The organism is Curtobacterium pusillum (assembly GCF_007680845.1).
GTDB classification, from domain to species: domain Bacteria; phylum Actinomycetota; class Actinomycetes; order Actinomycetales; family Microbacteriaceae; genus Curtobacterium; species Curtobacterium pusillum_B.
Genome location: NZ_VEIY01000008.1, coordinates 162,190 through 176,660 on the forward strand (window position 1 = coordinate 162,190; position 14,471 = coordinate 176,660).

The window sequence follows — 14,471 nt, forward strand, 5'->3', positions numbered from 1 at the left end:
GACGCGTGCACACCCCGCGTCCCGTCTCGTCTGCTCCGCCGTCGACCTGGTCCGGCTCGAAGTCCCAGGAGTCCTGTCGTGTCCGCCCTGCTCACCAGTCCCGTCCCCACCGCCGTCATCGGCACCCGTGCCCGCCGCTTCGCAGCGCTCGCGGTGCTCATGCTCCCGGTCCTGCTCATCTCGGTGGACAACACCGTCCTGAGCTTCGCGCTGCCGTCGATCTCGCGCGCGCTGAACCCGGACGCCACGACGCAGCTCTGGATCGTCGACGCGTACCCGCTCGTCCTCGCCGGACTCCTCGTCGTCATGGGCAGCATCGGCGACCGGATCGGCCGGCGACGGATCCTCGTGATCGGCGCCAGCGGCTTCGCGCTGTTCTCCGTCGCAGCAGCCTTCTCGACCGACGCCTGGATGCTCGTCGCCGCCCGGATCGTGATGGGCGTCTTCGGGGCCATGCTCATGCCGGCGACCCTGTCGATCATCCGGAACGTCTTCACCGACGCGGGGGAGCGGCGGATGGCGCTCGCCGTCTGGTCGACGATGTTCGCGGCCGGCAACGCGCTCGGCCCGCTCGTCGGCGGGGTGCTCCTCGCGCACTTCCACTGGGGCGCGGTGTTCCTCGTCGCGGTGCCGATCCTCGTCGTGATGCTCGTCGCGGTGCCGTTCTGCGTCCCGGAGTCCCGCGACCCGAACCCCGGGCCTGTCGACGTCCCGAGCATGTTCCTGTCGCTCGGCGCCCTCGCCCCGATCGCCTGGGCGATCAAGTCCGTCGTGCACCCCGAGGAGCGCGGGTTCGCGATCGCGATGCTCGCCGTCGGTGTGCTGTGCGGCATCGCGTTCGTGCGGCGGCAGCTCCGCTCGCGGACCCCGATGCTCGACCTCCGGCTGTTCCGGAGCACCGCGTTCACCGGCAGCGTGCTCATGAACCTCGCGGCGATGTTCTCGCTGACCGGGTTCCTGTTCTTCATCGCGCAGCACCTGCAGCTCGTCGCCGGGCTCGACCCGTTCACGTCCGGGATCGTCCTCGTGCCGGGATCGGTGCTGACGATCGTCGCCGGCCTCGTCGTCGTGCCGATCGTCGGCCGCGTCGCACCGCGCTGGGTCGTCGCCGTCGCCCTGCTGTTCTCGGCCGCCGCGTACGCGATGGTCGCCGTGCTCGGCCACCACGCGTCCATCGTGGCGCTGGCGTTCGCGTTCGTGCTGCTCGGCCTGGGGATCGGCGCGTCCGAGACCGTGACGAACGACCTCATCATCTCGACGGCGCCGGCGGACAAGGCCGGAGCGGCGTCCGCGATGTCGGAGACCGCGTACGAGATCGGTGCCGTGCTCGGGACGGCGGTGCTCGGGACGATCCTCGCCACGGCGTACCGGGCGCACGTGGTGGTGCCGGACGGGTTGTCCTCGTCGGCGCACACTGCCGCCCAGGAGACCCTCGGCGGTGCGGTGTCCGCGGCGGCCTCGCTCGGCGGGCCGGCGGGGCAGGCGTTGCTCGAGTCGGCGCGGGCGGCGTTCGACTCCGGCGTGACCGTGACGGCGGGGGTCGCTGCGCTCCTCATGGTGGTCGCGGCGGCCGGTGCCGTCGTGATGCTGCGGCGGCGCTGACGCGCCTGCGGCGCGCGCGGGTCGCGCGGGTCGCGCGGGTCGCCCGGGTCGCGCGGGTCGCCCGGGTCGCGCGGGTCGCCCGGGTCGAACCACGATTGCGACATCGAACCACGCCCGGCGCCCGGTTCGACGTCGTCCCCGTGGTTCGACCCGTCGGCGCGCCCGGCGCGCCTGCCCGCCCCACGCCCGGCGCACCGCCACGCACGGGGCACCCAGCGAGCACGCGGCGCACGTCACGCGGCGTCACACGGCACGCCCGGGATCGGCCGAACCTGGGAATCGTTGACCTCGACCATGGTTGAGGTCCTACGTTGGGAGATGTCCGCGCACCCGCGACGCACCCCGACCGAAGGAACGCCACGACTCCCATGCCCGACGAAGCACCGGCGACCATCGCGGACGCGTACAAGGCTGCCTTCCGCGGCCACCCCGCCGGAGTCGCCGTCATCACCGCCGAAGGCCCGGACGGCCCGACCGGCTTGACCGCGTCCAGTGTCGCCAGCGTGGCGGTCGACCCGCCCGTGCTCGTGTTCTCGCTGTCCACGAACTCCGGGTCGGCGGGCATCGTGCTCGGCGCCCCCCTGTTCGTCGTGCACCTCGTCGACTCCCTCGGGGTCGCCCTCGCGAAGCGCTTCGCCGCCACGGGCAGTCCGGCCGCGGACGACCCGATCTGGGGCACGCTGCCGTCGGGTGACCGCTACCTGCCGAGTGCCGCGAGCGCCCTGCGCTGCCGACCCCTGTCGACCACGCCGATCGGTTCGTCGACCGTCGTCGTGGCCGAGGTCCTCGACATCGTCGTCGGCCTCGAACGGGGCGAGCCGCTGGTCTACCACAACCGGGAATTCCACTCCCTCACCGATCGTTCCCGGCTCTCGTGAGCCGCGGAGCACCATCCGCAATCCACTGATCGAAAGGAACTCACATGGCTGAGTACACCCTGCCGGAGCTGCCGTACGACTACGCCGCGCTCGAGCCGCACATCAGCGGCAAGATCATGCAGCTGCACCACGACAAGCACCACCAGGCGTACGTGACCGGCGCCAACACCGCGCTGCAGCAGCTCGGCGAAGCGCGCGAGTCGGGCAACTTCGGTGCGATCAACAAGCTCGAGAAGGACCTCGCGTTCCACCTCGGTGGCCACGTGAACCACTCGATCTTCTGGACCAACCTCGGCCCGGACACGAAGGTCCCGGAGGGCGAGCTCGCCGCCGCGATCGACGAGTTCTTCGGCTCGTTCGAGAAGTTCCAGGCGCAGTTCACCGCCGTCGCGAACGGCATCCAGGGCTCCGGCTGGTCCGTCCTCGCGTGGGACACCGTCGGCCAGAAGCTGACCACGTTCCAGCTGTTCGACCAGCAGGGCAACATCCCGTTCGGCCTCGTCCCGATCTTCATGCTCGACATGTGGGAGCACGCCTTCTACCTCGACTACCTCAACGTCAAGGCGGACTACGTCAAGGCCGTGTGGAACATCGTCGACTGGGAGAACGTCGCCGCGCGCTTCGCGACCGCGAAGACGCAGGGGTTCGTCACGCTCTGACGGACGACCAGCGGGTCGCGTGACGCGACCGTCCGACCGACTGGAGGCGCGGTGCCGGCTGGCACCGCGCCTCCAGTCCGTCTGCAGCGGCTCGCAGGCCTCAGCGCACTCCGACCCGGACCCCGTCCGCCAACTCGCGCGCGATCGCGCGGAGCGCGGCGTCGGTGTCGGCGCCCTCGACGTCGACGACGGCGGCCCACTGTGCGCCCCGCGCGGCGGAGACGGCCCCGCGGGCGGCCCGTTCCGCGTCCGGCGCGCGGTGTCCGTGCGCCGTGCACCACGCGGTGATCGCCGCGACCTGCTCACGGTGGAAGGAGCGTTCGCGGTCCCGTCCGTCGAGGGCTTCGACCGCGCCGAGCTCGAACGTCAGGCGGGCCGCGAGGGACCGTGCCGGGTCGTCGAGCCCACCGAACACGGCGACGAGGTACCCGGCGAGCGCGGCGTCGTCCGCGTCGGGGTCGAGGGCGGCGGCGACGTGGGTGCCGGCGAGGTGGTCGACGACGGCGTCGATGAGGGCGTCACGCGAGCCGAAGTGGTAGACGATCGGGTACGCGCTCGTCCCGAGCACGCGGCCGAGGCTGCGGACGGAGACGTCACCGAGCTTGGTGTCCCGGAGGTGTTCGGCGACCTTCTCGATGATCGCCGGTCGGAGCGTCGGGTCGGGTTTCCTGGGCATGGGGTCTCCGGCGGGTCGCGATCGGCGCACGGCGATCGACGAGCAGTGAAATACGGACGACTGACATGCTACCGGATCACTCCGACAGTCTCCCGGGCTGTACGACAGCGTCGAACGACGTAAAACGGAGCTTTGCTCGGCTCCGCGTACACTGGGCGGGATGTCCATCCCTCCCGAGCGTCCTGCAGGCCCGTCGCGTCCCGAGGCACCCCGTGCCGGACGGGCGGTCGCAGGGCGCCGTCGCGGGGCGGGGAAGCGCTTCCTGGTCGTGGGCGACGTCCTCGACGGGGTCCTCGTGCAGACCACGGCGACGTCAATGGGTGTGCACGACCCGGCGGCCGTCATCCGCCATCGACCGGTGGGGGCGGCCGGCAACACGGCGACGTGGCTCGGGTGGCTCGGAGCGCAGGTCGACCTCGTCGGCCGGGTCGGTGTCGACGACGTCTACCGGCACGAGCGCGCACTCGGCGACGCCGGGGTCCGCGCGCACATCCGCTACGACGCCCGGTCGACCACGGGAGCGGTCGTCTCCGTCCGCAACGCCGTCGGCCGGACGGCGATGTCGGACCCCGCCGCGAGCGGTGTGCTGTCGGCCGACGACGTCCCGGCGGACCTGCTGTCGCGCGCGGACATCGTCCACCTCACCGGGTCCGCGATGCTCGGCGGCGGCGGTGCCGACCGCATCGCCGCGCTCGTCGCACGCGTCGGATCCGGCTCGGCCCGGGTGTCGCTCGACCCCTCGTCGGCCGCGGTCGTCCGGTCGGTCGGACCCGCTGCCTTCCTCGACGCGCTCGACGGCGTCGACGTGCTCTTCCCGAGCGAGCAGGAAGCCCTCGCGCTCACGGACGCGTCCACGCTGCCGGACGCGATCCGGGCGCTCACCGACCGCGTCCCCCTGGTCGTCGTGACGTGCGGCCAGGAAGGCGTCCTCCTCGGCCGCCGGGGACGGAGCCCGCAGCGGGTGCCGGCGACCCCGGCCACCGTCGTGGACACCCTCGGCGCGGGGGACGCGTTCGCCGCCGGGTTCCTGCGCGCGTGGGCGACGGACCCCGTGCGGGTGGGTGCTGCGGCGCGCGAGGGCACGCGGGTCGCAGCGCGCGCGCTCGGGTTCGTGGGCGGTCGACCGCCGGTCTAGCGACCGCGGGTCCAGCGACCGCCCGTCAGCGTTCGCTGGGCTCCGCCGCGACGATCAGCGTCTGCACCAGCCCGGCCGCGAGCGGTGCCAGCCGGATCTCCACCCGCAGTCGCCCCGTCGTGCCGGGCAGCCACCACCGTAGGTGCGACGGCGCGGACGACTGCTCGCCGACCGGCGCGGCCGTGAGGTCCGCGCCGACGGCGGCGACCGCCTCGGCCACGGCCCGCCGCCGACGTTCGTACGGGACGTCCATTGCCACGTTCGGCGTGCAGATCGCGTCCGCCAGGTCGTCGTCCCAGTCGGCCAGGAGGCGCGACACGGCTCCCTGCGCCGCCCGCGTCGCGTCGGCCGTGCGACCAGTGCCCGGTGCCGGTTGGACGGGCAGGTCACCGTCGCGCTCGGGCACGCCGGACGCGAGGACGAGGTCGAGGGCGGTGTCCGCGGCGACGGACACCTTCGCCTGCGTGGCGTTCTCGAACGCGACGACGCCGAGGCCGTCCCGCACGGACCAGCGCATGTGCGCCGAGAAGCCCGGGTAGCCGCCGGAGTGCGACACCAGCTCACCGAACCGGGGGTCCTGCTCGACGAACAGCCCGAAGCCGTACGCGGTCGCGCGCCGTGACGTCGGGACCACGGCCGGGGGGACGACCCGCATCGCCTGCTGCATGAGACGCCGGTCGGCGGGGGAGACCCGCCCGGGTTCCGGCGCACCGGTGAACGCCGACGCCAGGTGCGACCCCCAGCGAGCCAGGTCCGTCACGGTGGAGAACAGTCCGCCGATCGGCGAGAACGCCCCGGGTCCGGTGAGCGGCAGCGGTTCCCACGCACCACCGTGCGGGCGGACGCCGGTGACCACGAAACCTCGGGCATCGGCGGCGCGGAACACGGTGTCGTGCAGGCCGAGTGGCCGGAGCACGGTGTCGGTGGCGACTCGGGTGTACGGGGCGCCGGCGGCGACCGCGATCACCCGGCCCAGCAGTGCGTAGCCGAGGTTCGAGTACGCGAAGCGGGTGCCGGGCACCGAGTCGAACAGCAGGCCGCTCCGGAGGACATGGTCGAGGTCGGCGTCGGTGATCGACTCCTGCCGATCGGCCCACGGGTCGTCGGTGGGGAAGCCCGCCGCCATCGTGAGGAGCATCCGGAGCGTCGGCACGGGGGAGTCCGCGGACGGCAGGGCGACGTCGGCGAACGCGGGGACGTAGGCGGTCACGGGATCGTCGAGCCGCACCCGACCGTCCGCCACGAGTGCGAGCAGGGTCGCGGCCGTGACGCTCTTCGTGCAGGAGGCGATCCGGTAGACGGAGTCAGCGTCGGGCGCGGAGCCGTCACCCCGGTCGCCGTGCCCGCCGGAGGCCACGAGCCCGGTCCGGTCGAACACACCCCAGACGCTGCTCGGCGCCACGCCACGCTCGACCCGGCTGCGGAACACCGCGTCGACCTCGGCGACCAGGTCCGTCGCGATGTCGCTCACGACCAGCGCATCCGCTCGTACGCGTCGAGGGCGCGCTGCCGGGTGGCCTTGAGGTCGAGCATCGGTTCCGGGCGGAGCTCGTCCGACGGGACCCACCGGTGGACGTACTCGCGGTGCGGGTCGAACCGTTCGAGCTGCCGGTCGGGGTTGAACACGCGGAAGTACGGCGCCGCGTCGAACCCGGAGCCCGCGACCCACTGCCAGTTCGCGGCGTTGTTGGCCGAGTCCGCGTCGACGAGGGTGTCCCAGAACCACTGCTCGCCCACCCGCCAGTCGACGAGCATGTTCTTCACGAGGAAGCTCGCCGTGGCGAGCCGGACCCGGTTGTGCATCGCGCCGGAGTGCCAGAGCTCGCGCATGCCCGCGTCGACGAGGTCGAACCCGGTCGTCCCGGTGCGCCACCGGTCGATCTCGGCCTCGGTCGCGTCGCCCCACGGGAACGCGTCGAACTCACGACGGACGTTAACAGTCGTGATGTCGTCGCAGTGGAAGTACTCGTTCCAGTTGAACTCGCGCCACGCGAGCTGACGGAGGAACGCGGCGACGTGCTGCCGCTGCTCCGGCCCGAGCTGCCCGTGCAGCCGGTGCCAGACCTGGTACGGACTGACCTCGCCCCAGCGGAGGTGCGGGGAGAGGTCGCTCGTCGCCGCCATCGCCGGCTCGTCGCGCTGGTCGTAGTCCTCGAGCCCGTCCGTGACGAAGTGCTCGAGCCGTTCGTGCGCGCCGTGCTCGCCCGGTTCCCAGGCGTCACGGAGCCCGCCCGCCCAGTCGGGGTGGGTGGGCAGGAGGTCCCAGTCGGCGAGGTCGTCGCTCGCGACCGTCGCGGGCGCGGGCAGGTCGCGGGGCGTCGGGAGCGGGTGCCGGGGCTCGGGCATCGCCTGGGCCGCGCGCCAGAACGGGGTGAACACCTTGTACGGCTCACCCTGCCCGGTGAGCACCGTCCACGGCTCCCACAGCAGGTTCGCGGCGAAGCTGTGCGCCTCGACACCGGCGTCGGTCAGCGCGGTCTTGATGCCGGCGTCGAGGTCTCGCTCCACCCGTCCGTAGCGTCGGTTCCAGAACACGGCGTCGGCGTCGGTGTCGGCGACCAGCTGCTCGATGACCGTCGCTGCGGGGCCGCGTCGGAGCACGAGGTGGGAACCGCGTTCCCGGAGGTCGGCGTCGAGTGCGGTGAGCGAGTGGTGCAGCCACCACCGGCTGGCGGCACCGGCGGGTCGGATGCCGGGGGACTCGTCGTCGAGGACGTAGACCACCGTGACGTGCTCACCGTGGTCGATCGCCGCACGGAGGGCGGGGTTGTCGGCGAGCCGCAGGTCGTCGCGGAGCCAGACGAGTGCGCCGCTCACACCGCCGCCGTGTCCGCTGCGGCCGTGGCCCTTGCGGGCGTGCGGCGGGTGGTGATCGAGCCCGCCGCGACCCGGAGCTTCGTGCAGAGCTCGGTCAGGGTCCGGAGTTCGGCGTCGTCGAGGCCGGCGCCGACCTGGTCCGCGATGGTCTGCGCGTGCTGGACCGCGACCGACCGGTAGACGTCGAAGCCGTGCGCCGTGAGGGCGACGATGACCCCGCGTGCGTCGGCCGGGTCCGGCTGCTTCTCGACGATGCCGCGGGCGGTCAGGCGGTCGACGAGGCGGCTCACGCTCGGTTGGGTGAGGAGGAGGTGTCCGGTGAGTTCGCGCATCCGGCACCGGCGGCCGGGCTGTGTCGACAGGTTGAAGCACACGTCGTACTCGTTGAAGGAGATCTCGCCGCCGGGGAACTCGGCGTTGAGCGCTCGCATCACCGTCACCTGGGCGCGGAACAGCGCTTCCCAGGCCGCCACTGCGGTCGCCTTGTCGCTGCGACATGACTCGTCCACGGACGCGCTCCCTCCGGTCGTACGGTCACCCCACACTACCGACGGGCGACGACACCGGCCGCCCGGAACGCAACGGGGGCCTTGCAGGACCGGCGCAGTTCCGGAACGCAACGAGGGCCGGTCGTCACGGGGACGACCGGCCCTCTCCCTTGCACGACCAGCGCAGTTCCGGAACGCAACGAGGGCCGCCCACCAGTTGCCCGGCGGACGGCCCTCTCCCTTGCACCAAGAGTGTCCTGCAATCGCTTTCTGCGGCTCTCGGTACATCGGCGCAGGAGCGCGCCGAACGAGCGGAATCGCCCACAAACGTGCGGATCGTCGGCTCTCGACACCGGGACACGGATACCCGAGAATGGACACGGGTGGACAGAACGAATGGGCACCGGATTGGCACAGACGATCGGAGCGGCAGTGACCAGCGAGCAGAGCGATGGACCACGGTCGTACCGTGCGGGCCGCCTGGCATGGGGGTCGGTGAAGGAAATCCGCGTGCAGGGCAAGCGGAAGGCTGACGGCACGGCCACACGGGGCAAGCCGCGCTACCAGGCGTCGTACCTGCGGAAGGCACCGACCGACCCGCCCACCGGCAAGCGTGTTTACGCCAAGGGGTCGTTCGACAACCGACAGGACGCCCTCGGCTGGCTGGACCGGGAGAGCGCTCGCACCTCTCGGGGCACGGTCGATCCAGACCGGCTCAAGCCCGCGCTGCTCCCGATAACCTTCCGCGAGTTCGCAGACGCCTACGTGAACACGCGGCGGCACCCTCGCAACGGTGCGCAGATCAAGCCCAGCACCATCGCGGGGTACCAGCGACTGATCGACACTCGCATGCAGCGCTTTCATGAGCTGAACCTGGCTGACGTGACGCCCGACCTGGTGCGCGCCTGGTACTCGGATGAGACAGCGAGCGGGCGACTAACGCAGGCGGCGCGAGCGTACGGGCTGCTGCGGGCCATTCTCGGGCAGGCCGTCGAGGACGGTCGGGTGGAGCGCAACCCAGCGAGCATCCGCGGGGCATCGAAGGCGCAGACCGGCAAGAACGTCAACCCGCCGACCGACGCGGAGCTGGCCATCATCACGGCGACCATCGACCCCCGGTTCGTCCTGCTGATCGAGGTGGCGGCGTGGGGTGCGCTCCGCTACGGCGAGCTGACCGAGCTTCGCCGCGGCGACGTCGAGTTCTCGGCTCCCGGCGACGACGCTCTGGCGGTCGTGCACGTGACTCGGGCCGTGACCCAGCCGACGGGTGGCGGCTTCATCGTCGGCACGCCGAAGAGCAGCGCTGGCGTCCGGTCCGTCGCGCTGCCGTCGATGCTCACGCCGTCGCTGCGCCGACACCTCGCGTCACTGCCAGCGGGCGAGGACGCGCTGTTGTGGCCCTCGACCAAGCGTGCTGACGAGCACCTGAGCAACGGAGCGTTCTACGGGTTCTGGATTGCAGCGCGCGAGGCGGCAGGTCGCCCGGACATGCCGTTCCACGCGCTCAGGCACTACGGGCTCACTCGCTACGCGCAGGCTGGCGCGACGACCAAGGACCTCATGAGCCGGGCCGGGCACTCGGACGTGACCACAGCCATGCGCTATCAGCACGCGGCGGCCGAACGGGACGCGGAGCTAGCCGCGCGCATGTCGTCGCTCTGACCGTTTCGTTCAGCGCAGGTGAGCTGGCAGGGGAAGGTGCGTCGGCCGCGGCTCCAACAGTCGCGTGAGCACATCCGGCTCGGCGGCAATCACCCCCACCGCGGGACAGCTCTTTCCCGGACGTGTGCCACGAAACGAGACGGCGGCGAGCGTCCGACCGCTGCTCAGGTGACGAGCCACTGTGCGAGCCTTCTGCTTGTTGTAGTACCCCGCTTTGTGTTCGCCAGTTGAGTCATAGACCGCGACGGCGTGCTCGTTGTCTGGCTCCGCGACGACGCGCAGTGGCGCGCCCGGCGAGAAGTCTCCCGCCTTGCACGCGGCCTGGTGGTAGTACTCGCCACGGAGCTGGCCGACGAATATGCCGAGCTTGGGCAAGCGCCGGTCGGTCGGGCCGAGCAGCAGTCCAGTCGCATCATCGACGAGCCGCAGCACGTCCTCACTCCCGCTGTCCCTGTATCGGATTGCGTGGAGTGCGATCTGACCGTCCGTCCCGAGGAACACACTTTCGTCGGTTCCCGTCGGGTAGTACCACGACGGTGCCCGGCCACCTTCGTTGGCCAAGTCGGCCAGAGTCTCACGAGCTACTGCGCTCTGGCTCACGGCTCTTGGGGCCGCCGAAGTCGAACGACCGAAGAGGCTCGACCAGAAACCCACCTCAGCGTTCCTGTGCTTGGCGTGCGTCGCGGTCCTCTGCGAGTGCTGCGCGCACCTCGTCACCGATCGCCTTGCTGAGCGCCTTGACCATCGCCTGATCGCGAACGCTCAGTGATGCGTAGCGCTTGAGCGGCTTGTCCTCGTCGCGGTTCATGAATGCCATGAAACGGACTATAGAGTCCGGCTCATCTGTTGCGAAGTACCACTTTCGGGCATGGTGGTCACAGACACGACACAGCCGGGCGCTGTCCCTCGTGGTCAGACCAGCAGTAGGCAGTGACGGGATCACGGACTGAGGTCGTTCCAGCAAGAGCGGAGTTCCGCCGAGCGCAGATGCGCCGCGGACCGCTCTCCGAACGCTCACCCGGAGGACTCCCGTGGACGCTGCGCCGCAGCCCGTTGAACTGTCGATCACCGACGCCGCCACCCGCATGGGCGTGGACTACAAGACGATCCGCCGATGGATCGCCGCAGGCACACTGCCCGCCCGACGTATCGGTCCACGCCTGGTGCGCATCCGCGTCGCAGACCTCGATGCCCTCGGCGCTCCACTCGGTCCGCAGGTCGGTCGATGACGTGGGCCGCTGCCGGGCGGCCCACGTCCACCGACGGTGAGGACGATAGTGCGCGCCGCCGACAGCGAGTACGCCCGACTGCGGTGGTCGGTTCACCGTGACGGCGGCTGGGGACTTCACCCGGTGGGCACTCGCGGTGGATCTCCCGAGTTCTCGCAACGTGGGCAGCGACCGGGCTCGATGCGTGCTCATCGCGCTGGCGCAGTACGCCGACCCCGAGGGCTACGCCTTCCCGAGCGCCGAAACCATCGCGCACGACGTGGCGGGCGTTCAGCGTCGGAACGTGCGAGATGCGCTCGAACTACTCGCCTCGGCGGGAGTGATCGAGCGAGTTGCCGCGCCCAGGCGTTCCGTGACTTGGCGGCTGCGCACGGATTTGGCAGGCGTCCCTGCCCCTGCTGAATCGTCCCGTGTAGCAGGGGACCTGGCAGGCGATGTGGCAGGGGACCTGGCAGGCGATGTGGCAGGGGACCTGGCAGGGATGCCTGCCACGAACCGAACCGAACCGAAGAGAACCAAACCGGGCGAGGTGCCACCGCGGATCGCTGAGGGCGTTGGGCAGCCGCACGAGCATGAGCCCAATGCGAGGGCGGCGCTCGCATCCCTGGTGTCCGATCGGTCTCTGCCACTGACCGTCGATGAGCTGCTGGCGCACGCCTACCGCCTCGGCAACGGCAATCCGTGGGACGGGTACCGCGTCGTGCGGCAGGTGACCGAGCAGCCGCTGACCGGCGCTCGTGATGCGCGGCGGGTGCTGGAGGCTCGACTGGCAGCAGCTCAACCGGTGCCCGTCACGACGAGCCGTGGACAGCACGTGCACCAGTGGTTCGGGCGCCACTGCGGGCTGTGTGCCGCCGCACGTGAGGAGGTGGCGTCGTGAACGCTCGTGACTGCCGTCCGGGCGTGTACGGGCATCGCTGGGACGCAACCAGCGGCTGGTGCCTCAACGGCTGCGGCAACCGCCGTGACGGGCGCGTAGTCAGCCGCCAGGGCCGGATCATCCTCCCCGGACCGCCGTACGCCTCCACAAATCCCGAACCACACACGCTCGACCGAGAGGAACAACCGTGACCGACCCCGACGATGCACACGCGCGTATCCAGGCCCTGCTGGCTGCTCAGGGCGTTAGGACGCCCTCGATCGGCTATGGGGGCTACCCCGAGGATCCAAACCCCTCAGAGAGGCGCAGCGCGCGTGCCCTCCGTCGTTACGAGCGTGACCTGGACCGCGCCGTGAAGCGCCTCGACGCGGAAGCCCTTCACGCCGCAACTGACCGGCTGCTCGACCGCCTCGCGAGCAACGATGGCCACCGCGCTGCCCCAGACCCCAAAACGGGCACCAGCCCGAGAACAGGAGCAACACCATGACCAACCCCGTGAACATCGCTGCGGCCGTCGAAGCTGCCGCGAACGCCCTTGCGGCGAGAGACGACGCCCACCGGGCTGCCGCGACCTACAGCAACGCCGATCTGACCCCCGACGCACTGACTCGGCACCGAGCTGAGATGGTGCAGCAGGCAGACACGCGGTACGAGGCCGCTGCCGAAGCGACAGCCGCGGCGCTCGCGAGCGTTACCGGCCCGACACGAGCGGACGTGTTCGCCGCCCGACGTCCGACCGATGCAGACGGCATCGCCGTGACCCAGCACGAGCAGAGCAAGGTCCGCGCCATGCTCGACGGCGGCGCTCGGCTCGATCAGATCCTGGCGCAGGCCGACGACCGGCGCGCGACGGCGCTGCTCGACATGATCGACACCCTGCCGGACGTGCTGAGCAGCAGCGACGGTGCGGCGGTCGCGGACGAGTATCGCGCCGCGGTGTTCGACCGGCTCGTCCAGCTCGGTGCACCTGACGCCACCGCTGCCCACGCTCACGAGACGACGGTGGCTCCGCTGGGCGCATGGGCGAACGCGCTGGAGCAGGGCAAGGGTCACACCAGCGCCGTGCCGATGCTCACTCGTGCGCAGATCGCCGCGAGCGATTCGCCTGGCTACGCCCGCACGTTCGGTGGAGCATCCGCCTGGTCGCCCGTGGATGATGACGTGGACCGCCTGCGCAACCCCCGGTAGCCCCGCACTGCCCCGAACGCCCTAGGAACCCGCTGGTTCTTGGGGCGTTCGTCGTCATGCCCTGCGCCATGAACTGGTCAGTGACAGGTCCGGCGATGAGCAGGGGCTCGCTCATCCGCCCCCCTCGCCCGGAAATCGACCAGTCGATTGCAAAAAGGCGCGTGCGCGCGCACACGCGCGCGAGGCAGTCAGCGCAGAGCCCGGGTAAGGCGGTCGAAGGAGCGCTCATACCGTAGAGAAGCTTCTTCGGGGATCTCGAAGGCGATCACGAGCTGTAGCTCGACTGACTCGCCCTTCTCCAGCGTCGCGTTCAGGCCGTCCATACGGTCCCTCAGATCCATGACGAAGTCGCGAACCGCTTCGATGGGCTGCGCGGCGTAATCGGCCAGTGCGCGGAGCGTGGCACGTCCCTCCTCTAGAGGTGTCGTCGCCGATCGAAGGCGCTGCGACCAGGCGAGCAGTTCGTCGTAGATCTGGAGCAGGCGGCTGGCGAGGTGCTCGATCAAGTCCGGATCGCCTTCCTCGCCCCGAGCGCCCATCGCGGACACTTGCCCGGGGCCAAGCAACAGTCGCTCGAAGGTCTCAGTCACAGCTTGAATCGCCGCGAACTCAGATTGGATGTAGTCCACCAGCGCCTCCGTGGGCACGAACTGCCCACCCAGAGCGAACTGCAGACGGTGATCGTTGTACGCGTCCGATCGCTGTTCGAGCCCCGTGGACAGCCAGTAGCTGAAGAGGATGTACTCCCATCCAGCGGGGCGCTCCCCGACGAGAGTGGCCGCTTCCGAAGGCGTCCGTGGGACTCGGCCGTTGAATCGGCGCGTTCCGTCTGCTCTCGACCCGCCGAGCTTCGCTTTGACAGCTTCCGCTATCCCTGCTGCCCCCTCCGTATGGGCGTCCAAGTATGCGACGGTGCTACGAACACCTGGCAGCTGAGTCGAGTCGAGACGCACGGGCAGCAAGTACGCGGCGTTGCTCTGCATGGCGCGAAGCAGGACGCTACGGCGCTCCAGACGCGTCCACGGTTTCGCCGCATAGTGCGCGGACACGAACATGACCGCGTAGCGCGCTCGTCGCTCGTATACGTCAGGGAAGAACTCGGTCAGGTCCTCTCCCCACATCTCGACCTTGGCATCCTCGTCGTAGAAGACACTCACGCCGGAAGCCTTGACCAGCGCGACCACTTCATCCACGAACTCGCGATCTTCCCCAGCGAACGTGACGGCGATGTCGAAGTCGTGCTCAGTCATGGGGCTC

Annotated in this window: 15 protein-coding genes; 8 read left to right on the top strand and 7 right to left on the bottom strand. The window is 70.6% G+C overall.

What is annotated here, in order from left to right; genetic code table 11:
* The first annotated feature begins 78 nt into the window (after positions 1 to 78).
* From FS825_RS16125 to FS825_RS16135, 3 genes are all read left to right on the top strand, one after another.
* Complete coding sequence (locus FS825_RS16125) at positions 79 to 1,602, top strand: MFS transporter (protein ID WP_144715007.1); 1,524 nt, start codon at positions 79 to 81, stop codon at positions 1,600 to 1,602.
* 368 nt (positions 1,603 to 1,970) lie between these two features.
* Positions 1,971 to 2,480, top strand: coding sequence for a flavin reductase family protein (locus tag FS825_RS16130; RefSeq protein ID WP_092095343.1), 510 nt, complete (start codon positions 1,971 to 1,973; stop codon positions 2,478 to 2,480).
* Between the two features lie 44 nt (positions 2,481 to 2,524).
* The gene (locus tag FS825_RS16135; RefSeq protein WP_144715009.1) at positions 2,525 to 3,139 is read left to right on the top strand and encodes a superoxide dismutase; all 615 of its coding nucleotides are present in this window, start codon (positions 2,525 to 2,527) and stop codon (positions 3,137 to 3,139) included.
* 100 nt (positions 3,140 to 3,239) lie between these two features.
* Here the strand turns inward: FS825_RS16135 and FS825_RS18760 are convergent, their stop codons facing one another.
* Positions 3,240 to 3,815, bottom strand: coding sequence for a TetR/AcrR family transcriptional regulator (locus FS825_RS18760; protein ID WP_186377292.1), 576 nt, complete (start codon positions 3,813 to 3,815; stop codon positions 3,240 to 3,242).
* 160 nt (positions 3,816 to 3,975) lie between these two features.
* Between FS825_RS18760 and FS825_RS16145 the strand changes: the two genes are divergently transcribed.
* Entirely contained in the window at positions 3,976 to 4,950 is a 975-nt protein-coding gene (locus FS825_RS16145; RefSeq protein WP_144715011.1) for a carbohydrate kinase family protein, read from the top strand.
* A 25-nt stretch (positions 4,951 to 4,975) separates the two neighbouring features.
* Here FS825_RS16145 and FS825_RS16150 read toward each other — a convergent pair whose 3' ends face one another.
* Genes FS825_RS16150 through FS825_RS16160 form a run of 3 tightly spaced genes read right to left on the bottom strand, consistent with a single transcriptional unit; the run spans position 4,976 to position 8,276 of the window.
* Positions 4,976 to 6,421 (bottom strand): serine hydrolase domain-containing protein, encoded by a 1,446-nt coding sequence (locus FS825_RS16150; RefSeq protein WP_186377293.1) that lies wholly within the window; start codon positions 6,419 to 6,421, stop codon positions 4,976 to 4,978.
* Positions 6,418 to 7,767: a cryptochrome/photolyase family protein gene (locus FS825_RS16155; protein WP_144715015.1), complete on the bottom strand. Its 1,350-nt coding sequence runs from the start codon at positions 7,765 to 7,767 to the stop codon at positions 6,418 to 6,420. The genes FS825_RS16150 and FS825_RS16155 overlap by 4 nt, the downstream gene beginning before the upstream one ends.
* Positions 7,764 to 8,276 carry a MarR family winged helix-turn-helix transcriptional regulator gene (locus FS825_RS16160; protein WP_260981282.1) on the bottom strand — a complete coding sequence of 171 codons (513 nt, stop codon included), beginning with the start codon at positions 8,274 to 8,276 and terminating at the stop codon, positions 7,764 to 7,766. Before FS825_RS16160 ends, FS825_RS16155 begins: the two co-directional genes overlap by 4 nt.
* A gap of 411 nt (positions 8,277 to 8,687) precedes the next feature.
* On the opposite strand from FS825_RS16160, the gene FS825_RS16165 reads away from it, so the two are divergent.
* On the top strand, positions 8,688 to 9,917 hold the full coding sequence (locus FS825_RS16165; RefSeq protein WP_186377294.1) for a tyrosine-type recombinase/integrase: 1,230 nt from the start codon (positions 8,688 to 8,690) through the stop codon (positions 9,915 to 9,917).
* A gap of 9 nt (positions 9,918 to 9,926) precedes the next feature.
* Here the strand turns inward: FS825_RS16165 and FS825_RS16170 are convergent, their stop codons facing one another.
* The gene (locus tag FS825_RS16170) at positions 9,927 to 10,478 is read right to left on the bottom strand and encodes a hypothetical protein (RefSeq protein WP_144715021.1); all 552 of its coding nucleotides are present in this window, start codon (positions 10,476 to 10,478) and stop codon (positions 9,927 to 9,929) included.
* A 94-nt stretch (positions 10,479 to 10,572) separates the two neighbouring features.
* On the bottom strand, positions 10,573 to 10,734 hold the full coding sequence (locus tag FS825_RS18765) for a hypothetical protein (protein ID WP_186377295.1): 162 nt from the start codon (positions 10,732 to 10,734) through the stop codon (positions 10,573 to 10,575).
* A 214-nt stretch (positions 10,735 to 10,948) separates the two neighbouring features.
* Here FS825_RS18765 and FS825_RS16175 point away from each other — a divergent pair, with 214 nt between their 5' ends.
* From FS825_RS16175 to FS825_RS16185, 3 genes are all read left to right on the top strand, one after another.
* Positions 10,949 to 11,146: a helix-turn-helix domain-containing protein gene (locus FS825_RS16175; protein ID WP_222126951.1), complete on the top strand. Its 198-nt coding sequence runs from the start codon at positions 10,949 to 10,951 to the stop codon at positions 11,144 to 11,146.
* A gap of 160 nt (positions 11,147 to 11,306) precedes the next feature.
* A complete protein-coding gene (locus FS825_RS16180; protein WP_260981287.1) occupies positions 11,307 to 12,026 on the top strand; it encodes a helix-turn-helix domain-containing protein in 720 nt (239 codons plus the stop codon).
* Between the two features lie 483 nt (positions 12,027 to 12,509).
* Positions 12,510 to 13,214 carry a hypothetical protein gene (locus FS825_RS16185; protein ID WP_144715026.1) on the top strand — a complete coding sequence of 235 codons (705 nt, stop codon included), beginning with the start codon at positions 12,510 to 12,512 and terminating at the stop codon, positions 13,212 to 13,214.
* Positions 13,215 to 13,402: 188 nt separating this feature from the next.
* On the opposite strand, the gene FS825_RS16190 is transcribed toward FS825_RS16185, so the two are convergent.
* Complete coding sequence (locus FS825_RS16190) at positions 13,403 to 14,464, bottom strand: TIR domain-containing protein (protein WP_144715028.1); 1,062 nt, start codon at positions 14,462 to 14,464, stop codon at positions 13,403 to 13,405.
* Between the last annotated feature and the right edge of the window lie 7 nt (positions 14,465 to 14,471).

Excerpts from the sequence above, each read along its gene's own strand:
- FS825_RS16190 (WP_144715028.1), bottom strand. The coding sequence starts at position 14,464 with ATGACTGAGCACGACTTCGACATCGCCGTCACGTTCGCTGGGGAAGAT.
- FS825_RS18760 (WP_186377292.1), bottom strand. The coding sequence starts at position 3,815 with ATGCCCAGGAAACCCGACCCGACGCTCCGACCGGCGATCATCGAGAAG.
- FS825_RS16185 (WP_144715026.1), top strand. The coding sequence starts at position 12,510 with ATGACCAACCCCGTGAACATCGCTGCGGCCGTCGAAGCTGCCGCGAAC.
- FS825_RS16145 (WP_144715011.1), top strand. The coding sequence starts at position 3,976 with ATGTCCATCCCTCCCGAGCGTCCTGCAGGCCCGTCGCGTCCCGAGGCA.
- FS825_RS16130 (WP_092095343.1), top strand. The coding sequence starts at position 1,971 with ATGCCCGACGAAGCACCGGCGACCATCGCGGACGCGTACAAGGCTGCC.
- FS825_RS18765 (WP_186377295.1), bottom strand. The coding sequence starts at position 10,734 with ATGGCATTCATGAACCGCGACGAGGACAAGCCGCTCAAGCGCTACGCA.
- FS825_RS16135 (WP_144715009.1), top strand. The coding sequence starts at position 2,525 with ATGGCTGAGTACACCCTGCCGGAGCTGCCGTACGACTACGCCGCGCTC.